At 72.1% G+C, this 16117-nt stretch carries 12 protein-coding genes; 6 read left to right on the plus strand and 6 right to left on the minus strand.

The window, feature by feature from the left end:
• Positions 1–34 precede the first annotated feature (34 nt).
• Both O7542_RS15510 and O7542_RS15515 read right to left on the minus strand, forming a co-directional pair.
• Positions 35–1399 carry an oligosaccharide flippase family protein gene (locus O7542_RS15510; protein WP_043325092.1) on the minus strand — a complete coding sequence of 455 codons (1365 nt, stop codon included), beginning with the start codon at positions 1397–1399 and terminating at the stop codon, positions 35–37.
• A gap of 3 nt (positions 1400–1402) precedes the next feature.
• The gene (locus O7542_RS15515) at positions 1403–2812 is read right to left on the minus strand and encodes an O-antigen polymerase (RefSeq protein ID WP_043325093.1); all 1410 of its coding nucleotides are present in this window, start codon (positions 2810–2812) and stop codon (positions 1403–1405) included.
• Between the two features lie 197 nt (positions 2813–3009).
• On the opposite strand from O7542_RS15515, the gene O7542_RS15520 reads away from it, so the two are divergent.
• Positions 3010–3939 (plus strand): NAD(+)/NADH kinase, encoded by a 930-nt coding sequence (locus O7542_RS15520; RefSeq protein ID WP_281604776.1) that lies wholly within the window; start codon positions 3010–3012, stop codon positions 3937–3939.
• A gap of 3 nt (positions 3940–3942) precedes the next feature.
• Here O7542_RS15520 and pgm read toward each other — a convergent pair whose 3' ends face one another.
• Both pgm and glgC read right to left on the minus strand, forming a co-directional pair.
• Positions 3943–5586, minus strand: a complete 1644-nt coding sequence (gene pgm / locus O7542_RS15525; RefSeq protein ID WP_187692578.1) for a phosphoglucomutase (alpha-D-glucose-1,6-bisphosphate-dependent) — start codon at positions 5584–5586, stop codon at positions 3943–3945.
• Between the two features lie 33 nt (positions 5587–5619).
• Positions 5620–6852: a glucose-1-phosphate adenylyltransferase gene (gene glgC, locus O7542_RS15530; RefSeq protein ID WP_043325096.1), complete on the minus strand. Its 1233-nt coding sequence runs from the start codon at positions 6850–6852 to the stop codon at positions 5620–5622.
• Between the two features lie 94 nt (positions 6853–6946).
• On the opposite strand from glgC, the gene glgA reads away from it, so the two are divergent.
• From glgA to glgB, 4 genes are all read left to right on the plus strand, one after another.
• Complete coding sequence (gene glgA / locus O7542_RS15535) at positions 6947–8140, plus strand: glycogen synthase (protein WP_281604777.1); 1194 nt, start codon at positions 6947–6949, stop codon at positions 8138–8140.
• 89 nt (positions 8141–8229) lie between these two features.
• A complete protein-coding gene (locus tag O7542_RS15540) occupies positions 8230–8958 on the plus strand; it encodes a class I SAM-dependent methyltransferase (RefSeq protein WP_281604778.1) in 729 nt (242 codons plus the stop codon).
• 297 nt (positions 8959–9255) lie between these two features.
• Entirely contained in the window at positions 9256–11352 is a 2097-nt protein-coding gene (locus O7542_RS15545; RefSeq protein ID WP_281604779.1) for an alpha-1,4-glucan--maltose-1-phosphate maltosyltransferase, read from the plus strand.
• Positions 11340–13448 carry a 1,4-alpha-glucan branching protein GlgB gene (glgB, locus tag O7542_RS15550; RefSeq protein WP_281604780.1) on the plus strand — a complete coding sequence of 703 codons (2109 nt, stop codon included), beginning with the start codon at positions 11340–11342 and terminating at the stop codon, positions 13446–13448. The genes O7542_RS15545 and glgB overlap by 13 nt, the downstream gene beginning before the upstream one ends.
• A gap of 68 nt (positions 13449–13516) precedes the next feature.
• On the opposite strand, the gene O7542_RS15555 is transcribed toward glgB, so the two are convergent.
• Entirely contained in the window at positions 13517–13876 is a 360-nt protein-coding gene (locus tag O7542_RS15555) for a helix-turn-helix domain-containing protein (protein ID WP_069089950.1), read from the minus strand.
• An 81-nt stretch (positions 13877–13957) separates the two neighbouring features.
• Between O7542_RS15555 and O7542_RS15560 the strand changes: the two genes are divergently transcribed.
• Complete coding sequence (locus O7542_RS15560) at positions 13958–14938, plus strand: zinc-dependent alcohol dehydrogenase family protein (RefSeq protein WP_064447484.1); 981 nt, start codon at positions 13958–13960, stop codon at positions 14936–14938.
• A gap of 91 nt (positions 14939–15029) precedes the next feature.
• Here O7542_RS15560 and O7542_RS15565 read toward each other — a convergent pair whose 3' ends face one another.
• On the minus strand, positions 15030–16106 hold the full coding sequence (locus O7542_RS15565) for a phosphatase domain-containing protein (RefSeq protein ID WP_281604781.1): 1077 nt from the start codon (positions 16104–16106) through the stop codon (positions 15030–15032).
• Positions 16107–16117 lie beyond the last annotated feature (11 nt).

Consider the following 16117-nt stretch of genomic DNA (forward strand, 5'->3'; position numbering starts at 1 on the left):
GGTGATGCCGACCTTTTGTCGTCATGTGGGCGGTTCACACCGGCTCCCGGGCCCGCCTCGGCGTCGTCGCGCCCGCGTCCGGCCGGTCCGCGACGCGCGCGTGCGCCCGTACCGTCGTCAGCGAGAGCAGCCAGCAGGCGGTGTAGGACACGGCGGCGGCGATCCCGAACGCCCAGACGGCGGCGAGAGCCGACCCGCCGAGCAGCCAGGTGCCCGCGACCGCGCCGACGACGACCACGACCCGGCCGGTGTCCCAGGCGAGTTGCAGATTCTGCCGGCCGAACACGACCAGCGTCTGCGACAGCGGGGACGCGACCAACTGCGCGGCCACGCCGACGGCCAGAGCCTGCGCGTAGGCGCCACTGCTCGCCCACTGGGCGCCGAACACCAACCGGAAGATCGCGGGCGCCGCCAGGAGCGCGACGACCGCCGCCGGAACCGCGATCATGATCAGTTGCCGGCTCGCCCGGAGGAACATCGCCCGGGCCTGCTGCGGCGCCTCCCGTGCCAGCCGGGCGAGTTCGCCGAGGTAGACCTGGGCGACAGCGGTGCCCGCCAGGGCCACCGGCGCCGCCAGGACCCGCTGGGTGAGCCCGAGCCATCCGGCCACGGTGCCGCCGTACCAGAACGCGATGAGCAGGACCGGAAGCTGGTTTCCCAGCACGTTGACCAGCCCGGACGGCGCGAGCACGAGCGGGAACCGGCGGTAGCGCCGCATGGTCCGCCACAGCCGCCGGGGATGGAACCCGGCACGTGTCGCGGGATCACGCAGGCGAGCGCCGGGCGCCAGCATCAGCGCACCGGTCACCTGCCCGGCCGCGAGGCCGAGGGAGAGCCCGCCCGCTCGTACGCCGGCCGCGCCGAAGAGCACCTGCGCGGCGAGCGTGGCGACGGCCTGAAGGAAGTTGCGCCGCCCGATCGCGGCGTAACGGCGGTGGCGGACGGCGAGCTGGTTGAGCACCAGGAGGCAGCCCATCGCGGCCGCCGCCCACGGGACCAGCCAGAGCCAGACGCGCAGGGCGGGCTGATCGTAGGCGTCGGCGATCGGCCGACCGGCCAGCGCCACCGCCAGCGTGCCGAACGTGCCGGTCACCAGGGCGCAGACGAGCCCGAGCGCCACCAGCGCGTCGGCGTCCCGGTCCTCAGCGGGCAGTGGGACGGCCATCTCCAGGCGCAGTGCCGCGACCGCGCCGACGGTGGCGACCAGCGTTGCGATCACGGTGAAGACGCCGAAGTCCGCCGGCGTGTAGAGGCGCGCCAGAACCGGCGCCGCGGCGAGCAGGAGCACCTGCCCGCCGACGGTGCCCGAGGCGATGCTCAGTACGCCGCGACGCGCTCCGGTCAGACGCGACCGGGAGACGCCGGGGCGTCCTGCCCGCCGAGGCTGTTCGGCGCGCACGCGCTATCGTTCCGCCCCGACCGGTGTGCGTCTCTCCGGCCCGGCCACCGGTCGTCCCGGTTGCCACCTGACCGGCTCGTGGCCCGGGGCGACCGGCGCTGCGGACGCGGCCCGCCGCGCCCGCGCCGACAGCGCCGTCTGCTCCGGCTTGATCCGGCCGCCCCAGTACCAGAGCGCCAGGTAGGCGACGAGCCCGGTGTTGAGGAGCGTCTCCGGACCACCGACAGCCCAGGTCCCCAGGACGACGGTCATGCCGGCGTACCCCATCAGTTCCAGGGAGTTGTAGCTGGGCCGGCGCAGTCCGTTGAAGGTGATCTTCTGCAGCAGCAGGGCGAGGGCCGCCGCGCCCACCAGTACGCCGACAGTGCCGAAGTTGTGGTGGATGGATCCCCACAGCGATGGTGGCGACGTGCCGACCGTCGAGCCGTAGAGCGTCGCGAACACCTCGTTGGCCAGGCTGCTGCCCCGGTCGCCGGGCAGGATGCCGGACAGCGAGCGGAGCCATTCGCCGCCGTGGCGGACAGGTAGCTGCGACGTGTAGTTGAAGGCGGCGAGCCCGGAGAGCTGGTTGTCCTCCATGAAACGCCGGTACAGCTCCCGCGCGGCGGCCGTGACCGGATGCCCGTCCCCGTCGCCGCTGCGACCCAGCACCTGCGTCGCGACGAAGACCACCGGTGCGCCGAGCACCGGGACGAGCAGCACCCACCGGGACATCGCGCGCCCGACCGCGAGGAACGAGTAGACGACAAGGGTCAGCAGGAACAGGAAGAACGCTCCGCGCTGGCCGGTGCCGATGAGCGCCAGTGTCGCCAAGCCGAGCGGGAAGAGCGCGAAGACCCGGCCCGCCAGGCCCCGCCGGTTGAAGAACCACACCGCGAGGACCACGGCCAGCGAGGGCAGCAGGACGTTACGGAACTGGTTCGCGTACCCGGGGAAGAAGTAGTTCTCTCCCGCGTACGACTGGAGCCGGAGCGTGCTGACGTTCTCCGTCTGACCGGTGAGCACTCCCCGCAGGCCCACGACGAAGGCGCTGTAGCCCACGGCGGCGAAGTACGCCGCGGTGGCGGCCATCGACAGCGCCGTCACGATCAGCACGCTGGCCGTCGGGCGCACCAGACGGAACGTGTAGGGCGCGCGGTCGCCCACCTTGCGCGGTACCGAACGTCGGCCGGCCCGCAGGCACATGAACGTCACCATGCTCACCAGGAGGTACACCGCCACCGCGCCGAGCACGAGCCGGCCGTAGAAGGTCTCGGTGGTGGAGTCCGGATCGACCAGTTGCACCGTCCCGAGGGCCATCAGCAGCTGCGAGACGACGAAGAGCCCGTCCGGGGTGAGCAGACCGTACGTGCGAACCGCGACGACGTAGTGCAGGACGGCCAGCAGAACCACCGCGACGAGAAGCAACATCATGACTTGCGGAATCCGTTCATTTTCTGGAGTCGTCCCGTGGGAGCGCGCACGCTCCGCTCGCCCCACCACGGCGGCACACAGGCTCAACGACCGCTCCCCCGGCAGGTCACGCCGCGTCGCGACGGCGACGGCGATCCGGTCTCGACCGAGTGCTTGTACGCCCACCACGCCCACCGTCCGTGTGATGAGCTGTACCGGTGGCGGGAGATGTGCTGGGGCTGGTGCTGCACCCCACCCGGGACGTCTCCGAGGTGGTGCGGATCATCGTGGACTGGGCGGCCCGGCACCGGATCACCCTCGCCGTACGCGCCGAGGACCGTACGCGCGTGCCGGCCGCGGTGGAGGCGGTCGCCGCGGACGAGCTGGCCGACCGCTGCGCCGCGCTGATCAGCATCGGCGGCGACGGCACCATGCTGGGCGCGCTGCGGATGGCCGTACGCGACCCGAAGCCGGTGCTCGGCGTCCACCTGGGCCGGGTCGGCTTCCTGGTCGAGGTGGAGCCGCCGGACCTGCCCCGGGCGCTGGAGCGGCTGGTGGAGCACGACTTCACAGTCGAGTCGCACGCCTGCCTGGCCTGCGACGTCTGCGGCGACGACGTGGTGGCGTTCAACGACATCGCCCTGGTCCGGCAGCCCGGCGCCGGGTTCGTCACGGCCACCCTGGCGGTGGACGGCCAGCGGTACGGCTACTACCGCTGCGACGCGTTGGTGGTGAGCACGCCGGCCGGCTCGACCGCGTACAGCTACGCCGCCGGCGGCCCGTTGATCTCACCGGCCACGGAGGCGATGGTGGTGACGCCGTCGGCGCCGATGGCCGGGATCTCCCGCTCGGTGCTGCTCTCCGCGCACGAGACGGTGCACCTGGAGCTGCGCGCGGACTCGGCGCCGGTGGCGGTGGAGATGGACGGGCTGCTGATCCGGCAGGCGGCGACCGAGGGCTCGGTGCGCATCCGGTACGTCAAGGACGCCGGCCGGGTGGTCCGCCTCGACCCGCGCCGCTACCAGGAGCGCAACCAGCTCAAGTTGAGCCTGCTGGACCTGCCGCTGCTGCCGGACCAGCTGCGCGAGCTGTTGCCGGACGGGTTGCGGGAGCAGCTCAACCGCCGGGAGCTGCCCCCGCCCCGGTGACCGTCAGGACGCCCCGAGCACCCCGTCGACGAGCGCCTTGGCCTCCTCCTGGATCCGGGCCAGGTGCTCCGGGCCCTGGAACGACTCGGCGTAGATCTTGTAGACGTCCTCGGTGCCGGACGGGCGGGCGGCGAACCAGCCCGACTCGGTGGTCACCTTGAGGCCGCCGATCGCGGCGCCGTTGCCGGGTGCGGTGGTGAGGATCGCGGTGATCGGCTCGCCGGCCAGCTCGGTGGCGGTGACCTGCTCCGGCGACAGCTTGGCCAGGACCGCCTTCTCCTCGCGCCCGGCCGGGGCGTCGATGCGGGCGTACGCGGGCGCGCCGAAGCGGTCGGCCAGCTCGGCCCAGTGCTCGCTGGGCGTACGCCCGGTGGTGGCGATGATCTCGGCGGCGAGCAGGCAGAGCAGGATGCCGTCCTTGTCGGTGGTCCAGGTGCCGCCGTCGCGGCGCAGGAACGACGCGCCGGCGCTCTCCTCGCCGCCGAAGCCGACGGCGCCGTCGAGCAGGCCGGGCACGAACCACTTGAACCCGACCGGGACCTCCAGCAGCGGGCGGCCGAGGTCGGCCGCGACCCGGTCGATCATCGAGGAGGAGACGAGCGTCTTGCCCACCGCCGCGGCCGGGCCCCACTGCTCCCGGGTACGGAACAGGTGGCCGATCGCCACGGCCAGGTAGTGGTTGGGGTTCATCAGGCCGCCGTCGGGCGTGACGATGCCGTGCCGGTCGGCGTCGGCGTCGTTGCCGGTGGAGACCGCGTAGTCGTCCCTGGCGGCGATCAGCGAGGCCATCGCGTTCGGCGACGAGCAGTCCATCCTGATCTTGCCGTCGCCGTCGAGCGTCATGAACCGCCACGTCGGGTCCACCAGCGGGTTGATCACCGTCAGGTCGAGGCGGTGCCGGTCGGCGATCTCCCCCCAGTACGCCACGCTCGCCCCGCCCATCGGGTCCGCGCCGATGCGCACCCCGGCGTCGCGGATCGCGTCGATGTCCAGCGCGGCAGGCAGGTCGTCGACGTACCGGGCGAGGAAGTCGTACCCCCTGGTGGTGTCGGCGGCGCGCGCCCGCGCGTACGGGATGCGTCTCACCTCCTTGAGCCCGGCGGCGAGGATCGCGTTCGCGCGGTCCTGGATCCACTTCGTGGCGTCGGTGTCGGCGGGCCCGCCGTGCGTGGGGTTGTACTTGAACCCGCCGTCGGACGGCGGGTTGTGCGACGGGGTGATCACGATGCCGTCGGCGAGGCCGCTGGTGCGGCCCCGGTTGTGGGTGAGGATGGCGTGCGAGACGGCGGGCGTCGGGGTGTAGCCGTCGCGGCTGTCGCGCAGCACGGTGACGCCGTTGGCGGCGAGCACCTCCAGCGCGTCGGCCTCGGCCGGCGCGGAGAGCGCGTGGGTGTCCCGGCCGAGGAACAGCGGCCCGTCGAGGCCCTGCTCGCGCCGGTAGTCGCAGAGCGCCTGGGTGACGGCGAGGATGTGGTCGGAGTTGAACGCGTGGCGCAGGCTGGACCCGCGGTGCCCGGAGGTGCCGAAGGAGACCTGCTGCGCCGGGTCGTCCGGGTCCGGGTGCTCGGCGTAGTAGGCGGTGACCAGCCGGGGCACGTCGACCAGATCGTCGGGCTGCGCGGGCTGGCCGGCACGGGGGTGGGCCACTGCGGGATCCTCCTCGGGTTGCGGTGGTGCTGCTCAGGGCTCGACGCGCTGGCCCTTGCCGATCACGACGATGCCGTTGTCGGACACGGTGTAGCGCTGGCGGTCCTTCTCCAGGTCGACGCCGATCTCGGCGCCCTCCGGAACGTGGACGTTCTTGTCCAGGATCGCGCGCCGGACGACCGCGTGGCGGCCGATCTGGACGCCCTCCATCAGCACGGCGCCGTCGACGTGCGCCCAGGAGTGGACCTTCACCTTCGGCGACACGATCGAGTTCTCCACCAGCGAGCCGGAGATCACCGAGCCGGGCGACACCATCGAGCTGACCGCGCGGCCGACCCGCTCGCCCCAGGCGTGCACGAACTTGGCCGGCGGGTACGGCGGCTGCTCGGTGTAGATCGGCCACTCGAAGTTGTAGAGGTTGAACACCGGGTGCACGTTGATCAGATCCATGTGCGCGTCGTAGAACGAGTCGAGCGTCCCCACGTCCCGCCAGTAGCCGCGGTCCCGGTCGGTGCTGCCCGGCACCTCGTTGTCCTTGAAGTCGTAGACGTTCGCCTCGCCGCGCTCGACCAGCATCGGGATGATGCTGCCGCCCATGTCGTGCTTGCTGGTCTTGTCCGCCGCGTCGCGCTCGACCGCCTCGCACAGCGCCTTCGTGGTGAACACGTAGTTGCCCATCGAGGCGTAGATCTGGTCCGGCGCGTCGGGCAGCCCCACCGCGTCGGTGGGCTTCTCCCGGAACGCGCGGATGCGCTTGCCGTCCTCGCCGACCTCGATCACGCCGAACTGGTCGGCCATCGACAGCGGCTGCCGGATGCCGGCGACCGTCACCCCGGCGCCGGAGGCGATGTGGTCGTCGACCATCTGCCGGGGGTCCATCCGGTAGATGTGGTCGGCGCCGAAGACGATCACGTAGTCGGGCTGCTCGTCGTTGATCAGGTTGAAGCTCTGGTAGATCGCGTCGGCCGAGCCGGCGAACCACCACGGGCCGCGGCGCTGCTGCGCCGGCACCGGCGTGACGTAGTTGCCGAGCAGCGTCGACATCCGCCAGGTCTTGGTGATGTGCCGGTCCAGCGAGTGCGACTTGTACTGGGTCAGCACGACGATCTTGAGGAAGCCGGCGTTCGCCAGGTTGGACAGGACGAAGTCGACCATGCGGTACATCCCGCCGAAGGGGACGGCGGGCTTCGCCCGGTCGGTCGTCAGGGGCATCAGGCGCTTGCCCTCCCCGCCGGCCAGGACGATCGCGAGCACCTTGGCAGCCATGCTCAGACGCTAACGACCCGGAACCGACTTCACCACTCGGACGCCCACACTTGCGCACCGCGTGCGACACGCCGCTCTGCACTAGGGTGCGGGCATGGCACCGATGCGCGTCGACCTGCTCACCCGCGAGTACCCGCCGGAGGTGTACGGCGGCGCCGGCGTGCACGTGGAATACCTCGCCCGCGAGCTGCGCCGGCTCGCCGACGTGCGGGTGCACTGCTTCGGCGCGCCGCGCGACGAGCCCGGCGTCACCGCGTACGCCGAGCCGGCCGCGTTGGCCGGCGCGAACGCCGCGCTGCGGGTCATGGGCGTCGACCTGGAGATGGCCGCCGGCACGGCCGGCACCGACGTGGTGCACAGCCACACCTGGTACGCGAACCTGGCCGGGCACACCGCGAAGCTGCTGCACGGGGTGCCGCACGTGGTGACCGCGCACAGTCTGGAGCCGCTGCGCCCGTGGAAGGCCGAGCAGCTCGGCGGCGGGTACGCGCTCTCCTCCTGGTGCGAGCGGACCGCGTTCGAGGCGGCCGACGCGATCATCGCGGTGAGCGCGGGGATGCGCCGCGACGTGCTCACCGCGTACCCGGCGGTTAACCCGGACCGGGTCCGCGTGGTCTACAACGGCATCGACACGGCGCAGTACGCCCCGGACCGGAAGACCGACGTGCTCGACCGGCTCGGCATCGACCCGTCCCGGCCCAGCGTGGTCTACGTCGGGCGGATCACCAAGCAGAAGGGCCTGCCGTACCTGCTGCGCGCCGCCCGCGAGCTGCCCGCCGACGTCCAGCTGGTGCTGCTGGCCGGCGCACCTGACACGCCGGAGATCGGCGCGGAGGTCGAGGAGCTGGCCGCCGAGCTGCGCGCGAAGCGGTCGGGGGTCGTCTGGGTGGCGGCGATGCTGCCCAAGCACGAGGTGATCCAGGTGCTCACCCACGCCACGATCTTCGTCTGCCCGTCCGTGTACGAGCCGATGGGCATCGTCAACCTGGAGGCGATGGCCTGCGAGACGGCGGTGGTGGCGACCGCCACGGGCGGCATCCCGGAGGTGGTGGCAGACGGCGAGACCGGGCTGCTGGTGCCGATCGAGCAGGCCGGCGACGGCTCCGGCACGCCGCTGGCCCCGGAGCGTTTCGTGGCCGACCTGGCCGCGCGCATGAACGAGCTGCTGGCCGACCCGGAGCGGATCGCCGCGTTCGGGGCGGCGGGGCGGCGGCGGGCCGTGGAGCACTTCTCCTGGGACGCGATCGCCCGCCAGACGCTCGAGGTCTACCGCTCCGTGGGCGTGTAAGGAAGGGCCCCTTCTTAACGCCTGCGGTAGAGGAAGGGCCCCTTCTCAACAGCCCGCCCCTCGCGGTCGGCGGCGGATACAGTCCCCGGATGCCGGATGCGATCTTCGCCCATCCTCGGCTCGCGCCGGTCTACGACGCGTTCGACGGCGACCGGGGCGACCTGGACGCGTACCTCGCGATCGCCGACGAGCTGGACGCGCGCGTGGTGCTCGACCTCGGCTGCGGCACCGGGAACCTGGTCCTGCTGCTCGCCCGGCACGGCCGTACCGTCGTGGGGGTCGACCCGGCCAGGGCGTCCCTCGCCGTCGCCCGGTCGAAGGACCGCGAAGGCCGCGTGCGCTGGGTGCACGGCGACGCCACGACGCTGCCACCGCTGCGCGCCGACCTGGCCGTGATGACCGGCAACGTGGCGCAGGTGTTCTGCGCCGACGACGACTGGGCGCGCACCCTGCGGGGCGTCCACGCGGCGCTGCGGCCCGGCGGGCATCTCGTGTTCGAGACGCGGCGTCCCGAGCGCCGCGCGTGGGAGGAGTGGGCGGCGGACACCGCGCCGGTGACCCGGGACGTGCCGGGCGTCGGGCCGGTGGAACGACGTCTCGAGGTCACCGCTGTGGACCTGCCGTTCGTGTCCTTCCGGTTCACGTACCGGTTCCCGGCCGACGGCGCCGTCGTCACGTCGGACTCGACGCTGCGGTTCCGCGACCGGGACGAGGTCGAGGCGAGCCTGGCGGCCGCGGGCTACCGGGTGCTCGACGTGCGGGACGCGCCCGACCGCGCCGGCCGGGAGTTCGTCTTCGTCGCCCAGCGGTCGACCTGAACGTCGCCGTCGGCGGGCCAGAGCGCCCGCAGCCCGCCGACCCTGTGCCCGAGGCGCGGAAAGAGGCCGTTCGTGGCACGGGGCCGGCCGCCGGAAGTCCGCCACCCGTTCGGTGGAACGCCATGGGTGCCTCAGCGCCCTTTTGACACCCATAGCGTTCCACTCACCGCAGCCCACGCTCGTTCGGTGGAACGGCACGGGTGCCTCACCGGCACGAACTCGACGCCCTCGTGAGCGGGTTGAGGGCTCAGGTGAAGTCGCCGAGCGCGAGAGGATCTCGCGCAGTAGGTTGAGCGGGTGACTGGACGGTTCCCGATCGAAGACGTCTCCCCCGTCGTCTCCTGCGGTCGCTACCCGGCCAAGGCGGTGGTCGGCGAGGTCGTGCCGGTGTCGGCGCGGGCCTACCGCGAGGGCCACGACGCGCTCGGGTGCAACGTGGTCTGGCTCGGCCCGGACGGCGCGGCCCGCCCGTTCACCCGGATGCGCCCGGGCGAACCCGGCCAGGACCGCTGGCACGCCACCATCCGCCCGGACGCGGTTGGCCTGTGGCGCTTCGCCGTGGAGGCGTTCCAAGATCCGTACTTAACCTGGCAGAACGCGGTCACCAAGAAGCTCGCCGCCGGCCAGGGCCCGGCCGAGCTGGCGAACGACCTGGCCGAGGGCGTACGGGTGCTGACCGCCGCGCTGGAGCTGGTGCCGAAGGCCGACCGGGATCGCGTACGCGAAGCCGCGCGGGCCCTGGCCGACGACGAGCGGGACCTGCCGCGGCGGGTGAGCGCGGCGCTGGACCTGGCCGACCTGCTCTGGGAGCACCCGGTGCGCGAGCTGGTCACCACCGGCGAGGAGCGCACGCTCTGGGTGGACCGGCCCCGGGCGCTCTTCTCCGCCTGGTACGAGTTCTTCCCCCGCTCCGAGGGCGCGGTCCCGGCCACCGTCGACGCGCCCGCCCGTTCCGGCACGTTCGCCACCGCCATGGAGCGGCTGCCGGGTGTCGCGGCGATGGGTTTCGACGTGCTCTACCTGCCGCCGATCCACCCGATCGGCCGGGTCAACCGCAAGGGCCGCAACAACGCGCTCACCGCCGGGCCGGACGACGTGGGCTCGCCGTGGGCCATCGGCGCGGCCGAGGGCGGCCACGACGCCATCCACCCCGACCTGGGTACGCCTGAAGACTTCCGCGACTTCGTCGCGGCCGCCGCCGAGCAGGGCCTGGAGGTGGCGATGGACCTGGCGTTGCAGTGCGCGCCGGATCACCCGTGGGTCACCGAGCATCCGGAGTGGTTCACCACCCGCGCCGACGGCAGCATCGCGTACGCGGAGAACCCGCCGAAGAAGTACCAGGACATCTATCCGCTGAACTTCGACAACGACCCCGAGGGCATCCGGGCCGAGGTGCTGCGGGTGGTGCTGCACTGGGTCGGCGAGGGCATCCGGATCTTCCGGGTGGACAACCCGCACACCAAGCCGTTCGACTTCTGGCACTGGCTGATCGCCGAGGTCAAGAAGGTCGACCCGGACGTGCTGTTCCTGGCCGAGGCGTTCACCCGGCCGGCGATCATGCACGGGCTCGGCAAGATCGGCTTCACCCAGTCGTACACCTATTTCACCTGGCGCACGACGGCGGCCGAGATGCGGGAGTACTGCGAGGAGCTGGTCGCCTCGGTCGACTGGATGCGGCCGAACTTCTGGCCGAACACGCCGGACATCCTGCACTCGTCGTTGCAGCACGGCGGCCCGCCGATGTTCAAGATCCGGGCGGTGCTGGCCGCGCTGCTCTCCCCCTCCTGGGGCATGTACGCCGGGTTCGAGCTGTTCGAGCACGTGGCCCGGCCGGGCGCCGAGGAGTACCTGGACAACGAGAAGTACGAGCTGCGGCCCCGGGACTGGGACGCCGCGCTGGCGCAGGGCCGGTCGCTGGCGCCGTTCATCACCACGCTGAACCGGGTACGCCGGGACAATCCCGCCCTGCACCGGCTGCGCAACCTGCGGTTCCACGACATCGACAACCCGGCGCTGCTGTGCTGGTCGAAGCACGACCTCCAGACCGGCAACACGGTGATCGTGGTCTGCTCGTTCGACTCCCGCGAGGTGCAGTGGGGCAACACCACGCTCGACATGCCGGCGCTCGGGCTGGACTGGCACGAGCGGTTCACCGTGCGCGACGAGCTGACCGGCGCCGAGTACGACTGGGGGCAGCGCAACGCGGTACGCCTCGACCCGTACCTGCAACCGGCGCACGTGCTCACCGTGCGCCGCCCGGCCGCACCGGCCCCCGCCGAACCGGAGCAGCCGGCCGCACCAGACCTGACAGTCGAAGACGTACCCGCCGACCTCTCCGGCGGCACCGCCCCGACCGCACCGGCCGACAAGGACGACGCCCGATGGACCAGCTGATCACCGGCGAGGTACACGACCCGCACGCCGTGCTCGGCGCGCACCCGGCCGGCGGGAGCACCACGATCCGGACGCTGCGCCGGGGCGCCGGCGAGGTGACGCTGCTCGTCGACGGCGAGGCGCACCCGATGAAGCGGGTGCACGACGCCGGTGTCTTCGAGGCGGTGCTCCCCGGCGAGGTGCTCGACTACCGGGTCGAGGTGGACGGCACGACGCACGACGACCCGTACCGTTATCCGCCCACGCTCGGCGACCTCGACCTGCACCTGATCGGCGAGGGCCGGCACGAGCGGCTCTGGGCGGCGCTCGGCGCCCGGGTCTTCGACGAGGGCGTCGCGTTCACCGTCTGGGCGCCGAACGCCCGCGCGGTGCGGCTGATCGGCGACGTCACCGGCTGGGCGCCGGACGACGGCTGGCCGATGCGGTCGCTCGGGTCCAGCGGCGTGTGGGAGATCTTCGTGCCCGGCCTGCCGGTGGGCACCCGCTACAAGTACCGCATCCTGGGCGCCGACGGCAGGTGGCGGGACAAGGCCGACCCGATGGCCGCGCGCACCGAGGTGCCGCCGGCCACCGCGTCGGTGGTGCACGAGTCACGGTACGAGTGGGGCGACGCGGACTGGCTCGCGCGCCGGTCGCGGCAGGCGCCGCACCAGGAGCCGATGAGCGTGTACGAGGTGCACCTGGGCTCGTGGCGGCCCGGCCTCGGCTACCGGGAGCTGGCCGAGCAGCTCACCGCATACGTGCTGGAGATGGGCTTCACCCACGTGGAGTTCCTGCCGGTGATGGAGCACCCGTTCGGCGGCTCGTGGGGTTACCAGGTCACCGGCTACTACGCGCCCACCGCCCGGTTCGGCGACCCGGACGACTTCCGGTATCTGGTGGACCGGCTGCACGCCGCCGGCATCGGCGTGCTCCTGGACTGGGTGCCGGCGCACTTCCCGAAGGACGAGTGGGCCCTCGCCCGTTTCGACGGCACCCCGCTGTACGAGCACCCCGACCCGCGTCGCGGCGAGCACCCCGACTGGGGCACGTACGTCTTCGACTTCGGCCGCAACGAGGTCCGCAACTTCCTGGTCGCCAACGCGCTGTACTGGCTGGACGAGTTCCACATCGACGGGCTGCGCGTGGACGCGGTGGCCTCGATGCTCTACCTGGACTACTCCCGCTCCGACGGGCAGTGGGCGCCGAACGTGCACGGCGGCCGGGAGAACCTGGAGGCGATCGCGTTCCTCCAGGAGGTCAACGCCACCGTCTACCGGCACCACCCGGGCGTGCTGATGATCGCCGAGGAGTCGACCGCCTGGCCCGGCGTCACGAAGCCCACCTCCGAGGGCGGGCTCGGTTTCGGGTTCAAGTGGAACATGGGCTGGATGCACGACACCCTGCTCTACACCTCCAAGGACCCGATCTACCGGCAGCACCACCACCATCAGCTCACGTTCTCGCTGGCGTACGCGTGGAGCGAGAACTACGTGCTGCCGATCAGCCACGACGAGGTGGTGCACGGCAAGGGCTCGCTCGCCGGCAAGATGCCCGGCGACACCTGGCAGCGGCTGGCCACGGTGCGGGCGCTGCTGGCATACATGTGGGCGCACCCGGGCAAGCAGTTGCTCTTCATGGGCTGCGAGCTGGCCGACGACAGGGAGTGGAGCGAGGAGCGCGGCCTCGACTGGTACCTCACCCACGACCCGGCCCGCGCCGGTGTGCAGCGGCTGGTCGCCGACCTGAACCGCGTCTACCGGGCCAGCCCGGCGCTCTGGGCGCAGGACACCGACCCGGCCGGTTTCCGCTGGATCGCCGGGGACGACGTGGCGAACAATGCGGTGTCGTTCATCCGGATCGCGCCGGACGGGCAGACGCTGGTGTGCGTGGCGAACTTCTCCGCGCTGCCGCTGGACGACTACCGGATCGGCCTGCCGGCAGCAGGTACGTGGGCCGAGGCGCTGAACACCGACGCCCACCACTACGGCGGTTCCGGCGTGGGCAACCTGGGCGAGGTGCACGCGGAGAACGTGCCGTGGCACGGCCTGCCCGCGTCGGTCTCCCTGCGGGTCCCGCCGCTGGGCGTTCTCTGGCTCCTACCCGCAACTGCCTGAGTGCGAGTACCGCCAGAACAGCCACGGCGGCCGGCACTGAGACAGCGTCTTCGGTTGGGCGGGTTGGTTCAGCGCTCGTTCTGTTCCTGGAAGTCGATGATCGCTTCGCCGTTGTCTCGAGCCCAGTCGGTCAGAACCTTGATCGGCTCGACCAGGGTCTGCCCGAGTGGAGTGAGGCTGTACTCGACGCGTGGGGGTGCCTCGGCGTAGGCGTGGCGTTCGACCAGGCCGTATGCCTGCAGGCGGCGCAGGGTCTGGGTGAGAACCTTGTGGGAGATGCCGCCGATGAGTTGGGCCAGCTCGCCGGGGCGCCGGGGTTGCAGGCTGAGTGCGAACAGCACGATCACCGCCCACTTCTCGGTGATGATCTCGACGGCCAGGCGGGTGGGGCAATCGGCGAGGAAGACCGGGCCCGGGGTGTCGTGCACAAAGTCGAAAGGTACCAGCGGGTTCCTATCGGCTCCGTAGCGTCTTGCGGCGAAGCCCTTCAGGAACGCAAGGAGCCATTCATGCCACGAGTAGTCGTGTTCGACGAGACCGGCGGTCCGGACGTTCTGCGCGTCGTCGACGAGCCGGTCGTCGAGCCCGCGGCCGGCGAGGTACGCGTACGGATCGAGGCCTTCGCGGTCAACCCGCTCGACCAGATGGTCCGGGCCGGGCAGTCCCCGCGGCCCGTGCCGTTGCCGCACGCGCGGCTGGGCGTCGAGGGGACCGGTGTGATCGACGCGCTCGGGTCCGGGGTGACCGGGCTGGCCGTCGGCGACCCGGTCATCCTCGGTGCGATACCCGACTTCGAGACCAGGGGCGCGTACGCCGAGTACACAGTGCTGCCGGCCGACCGGGTCGTGCCACGGCCCGCCGGGCTGGAGCCCGTCGCTGCGGCGGCGCTCTGGGTGTCGTACTTCACCGCCTACGGCGCGCTGGTGGACAGAGCCGGGATGCGGCCCGGGGACCAGGTCCTGATCACCGCGGCGTCGGGCGGTGTCGGGCGGGCCGCGATCCAGATCGCCAACCAGATCGGCGCCGTGCCGATCGCGGTCACCCGGCAGAGCGCCAAAGTGGAGAGCCTGTTGGCCGCCGGAGCCGCCGCGGTGATCGCCACCGACCGGGAGGACATCGGGGAGGCCACCCGGCGGCACACCGGTGGGGTGGGCGCCGACATCATCCTGGACGCTGTCATGGGCCCGGGCCTGGCCGAGCTGTCGCTGGCTGCGAAGCTCGGCGGCACCCTGGCCACGGTGGGCTGGCTGGACCCGCGCCCGGCGTCGTTCCCGGCGAATCCGTCACTGACCATCTATCGCTACATGAGTTTTGCGGACATGGTCGACCCGGTGACCGCCCGGCGCGTCGCCGCGTTCCTGGCCGCTGGTGTCCGCACCGGCGTGCTGCAACCGATGGTGGACCGGGTGTTCACGTTGAACGACATCGTCGAGGCGCACCGGTACCTGGAGAAGGGAACGGCGACGGGCAAGATCGTGGTGACGCCGTGACAGTCGGCCGCCGATCATGAGGTTGACGGCAGTTGTTGATCTCTACAAGGCGGTCAACCTCATGATCGACGCGAAGAGGAGGGGCCGGCGGTCAGACCAGGTCGGCTTCTCGGAGGAGCTTCCAGAGGCCGGCGCCGTCGGGGGCGCTGAGCCACTTCTGGCCGACCGGGCCGGACGACGACCGTCCGGCGGGGGCGGGCAGGCTGCCCGCCAGCACCGACTGCGTCGGCGACAGCTGCCGGATCGCCACCCCTGCTACGTGGTCCGGGTGCGCTGCGGCGAACTCCCGGTAGATCTCCGGGTCGTGCTGCCCGTCGTCGCCGATCAGCAGCCACCGCACCTCGGGGAACTCCCGGGACAGCCGGGCCAGCGTGGCCCGCTTGTGCTCCCGGCCGCTGCGGAACCACCGGTCCGCGGTCGGCCCCCAGTCGGTGAGCAGCAGCGGCCCGGCCGGGTAGAGGTGGCGGGACAGGAACCGGGTCAGCGTCGGCGCGACGTTCCAGGCGCCGGTGGACAGGTAGAACACCGGCGCGCCCGGGTGGGCGGTGGCCAGCCGCTCGTACAGCACCGCCATGCCCGGCACGGCGGTGCGGGCGTGCTCGTCCAGCACGAACGTGTTCCACGCGGCCAGCAGCGGCCGGGGTAGCGCGGTCACCATGACGGTGTCGTCGATGTCGGAGAGGATGCCGAACCGGACGGCCGGGTCGAGCACGCGGACCAGCGCCTCCACCGGTTCGGCGTCGGCGACGCTGAGGCGTACGCAGCCCCAGCCGGGGGTGAAGTCGGCCTCGATCACGGTGTCGACGAACCCGCTGCGGTCGGCGGTCACCTCCTGGCGCACGCCGTCGGCCTCGATGGTCACCCGGATGTGCTTGGCGGGCAGCGTGGCGAAGCTGCGCCAGCCCCGCACCTTGTCCAGGCGGCCCCGCCGCCGGGTGTCCGGGCGGCCCAGCAGCACCCGGCAGAGCACCCGCGCCCAGCCCGGGGCGCCGTAGCCCGCGTACGCGATGATGTTGGGCTGCCACCCGGTGCGCCGCAACCGGCGCTCGACCAGGCCGTGCACGGCGTCCTCGAAGCGCGCGGCGCGGTGCAGTCGCGGTACGGCAAGCTGGTCCGGTGGTGTGGGTGGCACGCTGCAACACTGCCACACCCGGCCGGGCCCGGCCACGCGAGTGATCC

The organism is Micromonospora sp. WMMC264, assembly GCF_027497275.1.
GTDB lineage: Bacteria > Actinomycetota > Actinomycetes > Mycobacteriales > Micromonosporaceae > Micromonospora > Micromonospora chalcea.